This is a genomic window from Mesorhizobium sp. M8A.F.Ca.ET.021.01.1.1 (genome assembly GCF_003998025.1).
Classification (GTDB): domain Bacteria; phylum Pseudomonadota; class Alphaproteobacteria; order Rhizobiales; family Rhizobiaceae; genus Mesorhizobium.
The window spans coordinates 1-7,522 of the sequence record NZ_RZSJ01000282.1; the positions used below are offsets into that span (position 1 = coordinate 1).

At 63.9% G+C, this 7,522-nt stretch carries 8 protein-coding genes; 3 read left to right on the forward strand and 5 right to left on the reverse strand.

Translation table 11 applies throughout. The features are described from left to right. Positions 1-115: 115 nt before the first annotated feature. From bfr to EOA36_RS20775, 3 genes are read right to left on the reverse strand one after another with little or no spacing between them, the layout of a single operon-like run. Positions 116-601: a bacterioferritin gene (gene bfr, locus EOA36_RS20765; RefSeq protein WP_127279216.1), complete on the reverse strand. Its 486-nt coding sequence runs from the start codon at positions 599-601 to the stop codon at positions 116-118. Next, positions 567-878 carry a (2Fe-2S)-binding protein gene (locus EOA36_RS20770; RefSeq protein WP_127279217.1) on the reverse strand — a complete coding sequence of 104 codons (312 nt, stop codon included), beginning with the start codon at positions 876-878 and terminating at the stop codon, positions 567-569. The genes bfr and EOA36_RS20770 overlap by 35 nt, the downstream gene beginning before the upstream one ends. A gap of 56 nt (positions 879-934) precedes the next feature. Continuing rightward, on the reverse strand, positions 935-2,224 hold the full coding sequence (locus EOA36_RS20775; protein ID WP_127279218.1) for an imelysin family protein: 1,290 nt from the start codon (positions 2,222-2,224) through the stop codon (positions 935-937). Positions 2,225-2,654: 430 nt separating this feature from the next. Here EOA36_RS20775 and EOA36_RS20780 point away from each other — a divergent pair, with 430 nt between their 5' ends. Beyond that, positions 2,655-3,917: an FAD-dependent oxidoreductase gene (locus EOA36_RS20780; RefSeq protein WP_127279219.1), complete on the forward strand. Its 1,263-nt coding sequence runs from the start codon at positions 2,655-2,657 to the stop codon at positions 3,915-3,917. Between the two features lie 255 nt (positions 3,918-4,172). Here the strand turns inward: EOA36_RS20780 and EOA36_RS20790 are convergent, their stop codons facing one another. Together EOA36_RS20790 and EOA36_RS38375 are read right to left on the reverse strand one after the other, a co-directional pair. Next, positions 4,173-5,450 carry a 4-aminobutyrate--2-oxoglutarate transaminase gene (locus EOA36_RS20790; RefSeq protein ID WP_127279220.1) on the reverse strand — a complete coding sequence of 426 codons (1,278 nt, stop codon included), beginning with the start codon at positions 5,448-5,450 and terminating at the stop codon, positions 4,173-4,175. Between the two features lie 105 nt (positions 5,451-5,555). Next, the gene (locus EOA36_RS38375; RefSeq protein ID WP_245464420.1) at positions 5,556-5,849 is read right to left on the reverse strand and encodes a hypothetical protein; all 294 of its coding nucleotides are present in this window, start codon (positions 5,847-5,849) and stop codon (positions 5,556-5,558) included. Between EOA36_RS38375 and EOA36_RS20795 the strand changes: the two genes are divergently transcribed. Both EOA36_RS20795 and EOA36_RS20800 read left to right on the forward strand, forming a co-directional pair. Beyond that, positions 5,848-6,831, forward strand: a complete 984-nt coding sequence (locus tag EOA36_RS20795; RefSeq protein ID WP_245464421.1) for an efflux RND transporter periplasmic adaptor subunit — start codon at positions 5,848-5,850, stop codon at positions 6,829-6,831. The genes EOA36_RS38375 and EOA36_RS20795 overlap by 2 nt on opposite strands. Then, a partial coding sequence (locus EOA36_RS20800) for an efflux RND transporter periplasmic adaptor subunit (RefSeq protein WP_127279222.1) occupies positions 6,828-7,522 on the forward strand: 695 nt, incomplete at its 3' end. The genes EOA36_RS20795 and EOA36_RS20800, both read left to right, overlap by 4 nt.

The following is a 7,522-nucleotide window of genomic DNA, read 5'->3' on the forward strand; positions in this document are numbered from 1 at the left end:
AAATGACACCGCGCCGACCAGCCGATATGGCTGGTGTTTTCCGGAGGGGCAGCGGGGCTTTTGCCCGCCGCAAGCGGCGCGGGAAGTTTAAGAGGCGCCGCATTCCCGCATATCCTCAGTCCGCCTCGTCCGCCGATGCGGCGTTGAGCTGGCCGTATTTTTCCTCGCCGATCGAGGCCAGCAGGTCGAGCTGCGTCTCGAGGAAGTCGATATGGCTTTCCTCATCGGTCAGCAGTTCCTCGAACAGTTTCATCGTCACATAGTCGCCCGCTTCCTCGCAGATTTCGCGCGAGCGCTTGTAAGCAGTGCGCGCGTCATACTCACCGGCAAGGTCGGATTCGAGCACTTCCTTGACGTTCTGGCCGATGCGCAGCGGCGCCACGGATTGCAGGTTGGGGTGGCCTTCAAGGAAGATGATGCGGGCGACCAGCTTGTCGGCGTGGTGCATCTCCTCGATCGATTCCGCCCGCTCCTTCTTGGCCAGCTTGGCGTATCCCCAATCCTCGAGCAGACGGAAATGCACCCAATATTGGTTGACGGCGCCGAGCTCCAGAAAAAGAGCCTCGTTAAGCCGCTCGATGATCTGTGGTTCGCCTTTCATGGGCTCTGCTCCCGTATTGGACGCGCAGGCCTCTGACGCGATCCAGATGTGAAACGATGTCCACGCCGCTCGCCTGCGAGCGGGCGTGGTAGTTCTCGGTGACCCGAATGATCGTTTCGACCACATTTGGGAAGCAGCCGCAACAGCGGCCACGTTTGTGCATGGCGTGATAGACCTTTGCCGGCACGATGAGCTGCCAGGGATCCTGATCCAGCAGGCCGATGATCGTCTGCTCGATCTCCTTCTCGGTGATGATGTTGCAATGGCAGATCAGCATTTCGTCGCTCTGGCTGACGGCGCCCGTGCGGCGCCGTTTGGCTGGGGGTGGCAGGCTTACTTGAACACCTTGTCGGGTGCGTCGAGGCTGTCGGAGCCTTCGAAGGCGATGGCATTGAGCTTCAGCACGCCAACGGCGCGTTCGATCGACTTGGTCTGGTCGATCAATGCGTCGATTGCCGCCTGAACGGTGGCATTGCCCGCGGTATTGCCCTCGGCGATCTGCTGGTCGTAGGCCTCGCCGGCCTCGGCTCGCGCCTTGATCGCTTCCATCTTGGCGACGGTGACATCGAGCTTGTCGGACAGCTCCTTGTCGATTGCCGGATCGGCCGCTTTCACCATGTCGTGCACCGACGGACCCGAAACGACGGTGCCGTCCAGGCGCGTGTAGCTGGCGAGATAGGCGGCGCGGATGCCGACGGCATCATAGAGATGAGAGTTGTAGGTGTTGTCGGAGAAGCAGTCATGCTCCTCTTCCGGATCGTGCAGCAGCAGGCCGAGCTTCATGCGCTCGCCGGCCAGTTCGCCGTAGGAGAGCGAACCCATGCCGGTGAAGATCACCGAGATGGCGGTGTTCGGCTCGCCATCGACCAGGTTCTTGCGCGCCGCACCGTCTTCCTTCCAGTCGTTGACCATCTTCTGGAGGTCCGAGACCAGAAGGCCGGTCGCCGACTTCAGGTACTCTGCGCGACGGTCGCAATTGCCTCCGGTGCAGTTCTTCAGGTCGTAATCCGTATAGGGACGCTGGCCGGCGCCCGGACCGGTGCCGTGCAGGTCCTGGCCCCAGAGCAGGAATTCGATGGCGTGATAGCCAGTGGCGACGTTGGCCTCGACGCCGCCGGCCTGCTGCAGCGTGCCGGAGAGGAATTCCGGCGAAAGCTTCGAGGCATCGACCTGTTTGCCGTTGATCTCGATCTCCTTGTTGGCGATCACATTGGCCGTATAGAGCGAATTCGCGTCCGACTCGGTGCCGTAGCTCTTGGCGACATAGTCGATCAGGCCTTCGTCCAGCGGCCAGGAATTCACCTCACCTTCCCAGTCATCGACGATCTTGTTGCCGAAGCGGTAGACCTCGGTCTGCTGGTAGGGCACGCGCGATGCCTTCCAGGCGTCGCGGGCGGCATTGAGCGTTTCCGCCGACGGGTTGGCAAGCAGCGCGTCGACCGCCTTGTCGAGCGCCTGCGCCGTGGTCAGCGAATCCTCATATTTGGCAAGCCCGATGTCGGCATAGGTCTTGATGACCGCCTTGGCATCGGTTTCCGCCTTGGCAGGCAGCACGAACACCGCTGCCGTCAGCAGCGCCGTGGCGCCGATCGCCGCCAGCCTGCCGCCATATCGTGCTGTCATTATCGCTCTCCAGTTCCTCGGAAATTTTCTAAGCGGCGCACGCGCCAACCCGCGCCAGGCCACATTCATGCCGTTGGGCGCAAGACATGCCGCGCGATCGCGCGGCTCAGGGAAAAAAGACACCAAAATGCCTCCAATCGAACGGGTTCAAGGCCCAGACATCAAAGGGATGCGCCAATGCGCGGCTTCCTTAAAGCTTCGAGTGCGATGGAAGTCAATGAAAATTACTGGAAAAGCCAATTGAAACAATAGTTTAGAATTATTCTAAACTACGATGGTCAACTTTACGCGCCCGCTGCATCGGCTTTGCGGCCGAACTGTACGATTGACAGTCGCCGTCCCGGGTGCGACCCGCAAACCCTCTCTTGCGGCGGCGTCAGACAATTGCCACTTGGCGAGACGTCCTAGGATCGATCGGGATCGGAATGCGATGAAGAACGGCGTGGTAATTGTCGGTGCGGGTCATGCGGGCGTGCAGGCGGCCGCCAGTCTGCGCGAGGATGGCTATGATGGGCCGGTGATCCTGGTCGGCGACGAGAACGAACTGCCCTACCACAAGCCGCCGCTCTCGAAGACCTTCATCAAGGATGCCGAAGCCAAGCCTCAACCGCTTCGGGGCGAGGCCTTCTACACCGGCAGCGCCATCGACTACCGGCCTGGGATCCGGATCGAGCGCATCGATGCCGGCCGCCACGGTCTCGACATTGCCGGCGGCGGCGCACTTGCCTTCGACAATCTGATCCTGGCGACCGGATCGCGCCCGCGCGCCCTGCCGCTGCCAGGCTCCGATCTGTCGGGCGTGGTGTCGCTGCGCTCGCTGGCCGACGCGCGGCTGATCCGGGAGCTGAGCGCTGAGAGCGAAGATATCGTCATCCTCGGCGGCGGCTTTATCGGGCTGGAGATCGCCGCGACGCTGCGGGCGGCCGGTCGCACCGTGACGGTTGTCGAAGCAGTCGACCGGCTGCTCGGCCGCGCCGTGGCGCCGGTGGTGGCGAGCCATGTCCGGCAAAGGCTGGAAGCGACCGGCGTGCGCATCCTGACCGGAACCTCGATCTCAAGGCTCGAAGGCGAAGACGGCAAGGTCACGGCCGCGATCACCTCGTCTGGCGAAAGGCTGCCGGCGCGCATGGTCGTGGTCGGCATCGGCGCCGTGCCGAATGTCGAACTGGCGCAAGCCGCGGGCCTTGCTGTCGCCAACGGCATCCGCGTCGATCATCAGATGCGCAGTTCGGTGCCGGAGATTCTGGCCATCGGCGACGCCGCCTCGTATCGGCACTGGTTCACCGGCGGCGATGTCAGGCTGGAATCGGTGCAGAACGCCACCGACCAGGCGCGGCTCGCCGCCCGGACAATTACCGGTCACATCGACGCCTATTCAGCGGTGCCATGGTTCTGGTCCGACATTGGCGACATGAAGCTGCAAATGGTTGGCCTGACCGCCGGCGGCGACAGCCATGTCGTGCTCGGCGACCTGCGCGACAACAAATTCTCGATCTACCACTATGCCGGTGACCGGCTGCTCGGCATCGAATCCGTCAACCGCCCCGGCGACCACATGCTTGGCCGCAAGATGCTCGGTGCCGGTTTTTCGCCATCGCCGCAGATGGTGGCCGCAGGCCCGGACGGGCTGAAGGCGGCACTGGCGACGTTCCAGAACATGGAGCCCGCCCGTGACGAGCGAATATTTCGGTGAGTTGATCCGCCGCGATCAAGACCGTCAACGGCTTCGGCATCTGCTCCTTGAGGGCGCGTCATCCGAACCGGGTCCCTCGGTTGATGATGGCTATTTCGAAGCACTGCGAAACCGAGCGCAGGTCAAATAGGCACAATCTGCTGGCCGAGACGAGGCGGTATTGGCGACAGGAGTCAATTCAGACGTCCGCGCCGCCCCTCATCCGCCTGCCGGCACCTTCTCCCCGTGTAGTGACAGGGAGAAGGTAAGCGCCGTTCAGGCGGCGCAGACCTCGCGGATCGAGCTTTCCAGAATGTCGAGCGCTTCGTTCATGACCTCGTCCTGGATGGTGATCGGCGCCAGGAAGCGGATGACGTTGCCGTAGACGCCGCAGGTCAGCAGGATCAGGCCCTTGTCGAGCGCTTTCAGGCGGATCGCGTTGGCGATCTCGGCCGACGGCAGGCCCTTCTTGACGTCGTTGAACTCCACCGCGTTCATGAAGCCCAAACCCCTGATGTCGACAATCTCGGGCACGTCGTCACGGATCGACTGCAGACGCTGCTTCAAGCGCGCACCCAGTGTGTTGGCGCGGTCGCAGAGCTTTTCGTCCTCGATCACATCGAGCACGGCGTGCGCGGCGGCGACGCCGATCGGGCTGCCGCCATAGGTGCCGCCGAGGCCACCGGGGCCGGGCGCGTCCATGATCTCGGCGCGGCCAGTGACGGCCGACAGCGGGAAGCCGCCAGCCAGGCTCTTGGCCATGGTGGTGATGTCGGCGGCCACCTCGTGATGGTCCATGGCGAACATCTTGCCGGTGCGGGCAAAGCCGGTCTGCACTTCGTCGGCGATCAACAGCATGCCGTGCTGGTCGCAGAGCTTGCGCAGCGCCGTCAGCAGTTCACGCGGCGCGTCGTAGAAGCCGCCCTCGCCCTGAACCGGCTCGATGATGATCGCGGCGACGCGGGCCGGATCGACATCCGCCTTGAACAGCTTGTCGAGCGCGGCAAGCGAATCGGCGACCGAGACACCATGCAGTTGCACGGGGAACGGCACGTGGTAGACGTCGCCCGGCATGGCTCCGAAGCCAACCTTGTAGGGCACGACCTTGCCGGTCAGCGCCATGCCCATGAAGGTGCGGCCATGGAAGCCGCCGCCGAAGGCGATGACGGCCTGGCGGCCGGTGGCGTTGCGAGCGATCTTGATGGCGTTCTCCACCGCCTCGGCGCCGGTGGTGACGAAGATGGTCTTCTTCTCGAACTTGCCGGGCAGCATGGCGTTCAACCGTTCGGCCAGCCGCACATAGCTCTCATAGGGCACGACCTGATGACAGGTGTGGGTGAAGCGGTCGAGTTGCGCCTTGACCGCCTCGATTACCCTGGGATGGCGGTGGCCGGTGTTGACGACGGCGATGCCCGAGGAGAAGTCGATATAGCGGCGGCCCTCGACATCCCAGATCTCCGAGTTCTCGGCCCGGTCGGCGTAGATCTGCGTGGTCATGCCGACGCCGCGCGAGATCGACTGGTTCTTGCGTTCGGAAATGGCGGAGTTCTTCATGATATCCCTCACCGGGCCATCCCTCATCGAGATGGGGCCCGTTCTGTTTTGATGCCGTTGAATTCCCTTCTGGCCTTATTTCAGATTTTCCTCAAGCCGACACCATCACAGCGTCGATTGGGCCTGACTTAACCAGTCCGGCGAGAGGCGTACGAGACCGGTTTCCTTTTTTCCGGGATCGATTATCCTCCTTATCTCCGCGAGGGGATCGCGATCAGCGACCGGCGCGCGGCCGAGGGGAGCCATGAGCAGCAACGCGACATCGTCCGTCTCGCCGCCATCCGCTAAAACTCCCAGCCTTTTGTCTTGTCCAGCCGCTTCAATTCTCGCCTGCACGGTCCTGGCGCTGCTCGCCGGTTGCCAGAAGCAGGAGGCGGCGGACAAGAAGCTGCCGGTCATGGTGCGCACCGAAACGGTGGCGATGGCCGATTATGCGCCGAGAACCTCGCTGACCGGGGTGATCGCGGCGCGTACGTTGAACAATCTTTCGTTCCGGGTTGGCGGACGCGTCGCGGAGCGGCTTGTCGATGTCGGCCAGCATGTCGATCAGGGGACGGTGCTTGCCCGTATCGATCCGCAGGAGCAGGAGTCCGATTTGCGCTCCGCGCAGGCCGATCTCGATGCCGCGCAGGCACAATTGACACAGGCCGCGGCTACCTTCGAACGGCAAAGGACGCTGCTTGCCCAGGGCTTCACCACCAGGCGCGACTATGACGCGGCCGACCAGGCACTGAAAGTCGCGCAAGGCAGCGTCGATGCCGCGCGGAGCGCATTCGCCAATGCCCAGCAGAATCTGTCCTTCACCGAACTCAAGGCCGGTGCGGCAGGCGTTATTACCGCACGCCAGGTCGAAACCGGCCAGGTGGTGCAGGCGGCGCAGACCGTCTTCACCGTCGCCGAGGACGGCGACCGCGACGCGGTGTTCAACGTGCAGGAGACGCTGGTCGCCAAAACGCCGGCTTCACCGGCGGTAACGATCACGCTGTTGTCCGACCCGCAGGTCCGCGCGACGGGCAAGGTGCGCGAAATCTCGCCGGCAGTCGACCCGGCTTCGGGCTCGATCAGGGTCAAGGTCGCCATTCCCGACACGCCGGCCGGGATGCCGCTGGGGGCGGCCGTCATCGGCTCGGTCGGCGCCAAGCCGGCGAAGGCGATCCTGTTGCCCTGGCAGGCCTTGACATCGAGCGCTGGTAAGCCGGCGGTCTGGATCGTCGATCCCGCGACCAAGGCGGTGACGGCGGCGCCGGTCGAGGTACTGGCGTTCGATTCGGGTACCGTCGTCATCGCCGAGGGCCTGAACGAAGGCCAGAGCGTCGTTACATCAGGCGGGCAATTGCTCAGCCCCGGCCAGACGGTCGAGATATCGGGAGCAGGGCAATGAAGCGGCTGCTACCCGTCCTGCTTGGCCTTGCCGCGCTTTCCGCCTGTTCGAAATCGGACGAAAAACCGCCGCAAATCGTCCGACCGGTGCTGTCGGTCGTGGTCGAGCCGCGCACCACGCAGACTTTCGGTTTCGCCGGCTCGGTCGAGCCACAGGTCAGCGCCGATCTTGCCTTCCGCCTGCTCGGCCGCGTCGTCTCGCGCGACGTCAAGGTCGGCGACACCGTCAGCAAGGGCACGACGATCGCCGCACTCGACCCAACCGCGCTGGAGCTGGCAGTCCAGGCTGCCAAGGCCGAACTCTCCAATGCCGAGGCGCAATTCGCCAATGCCGCCGCCAGCGAGGAACGCCAGCGCCAGTTGCTGACCTCTGCCAATACGCCGCAGTCGGTCTTCGACGCAGCGCAGCAGGCACGCAAGGCCGCGGAAGCCCGTGTCGAGCGGGCCAAGGCTTCGCTGGCGAAATCGCAGGAGCAGCTCGGTTATGCCAGGCTGTTTTCTGATTTCGACGGCGTCGTCACCGCCGTCGGCGCCGAAGTTGGCCAGACGGTTTCGCCCGGGCAGACCATCGTCACCGTGGCGCGTTCGGACCTGCGCGAGGCAGTGGTCGACATCCCCGACCAGTTGACCGGCGATCTGCCGGCCGGCACGCCGTTCCAGGTCATCCTGCAGTCGCTGCCGACGATCCAGAC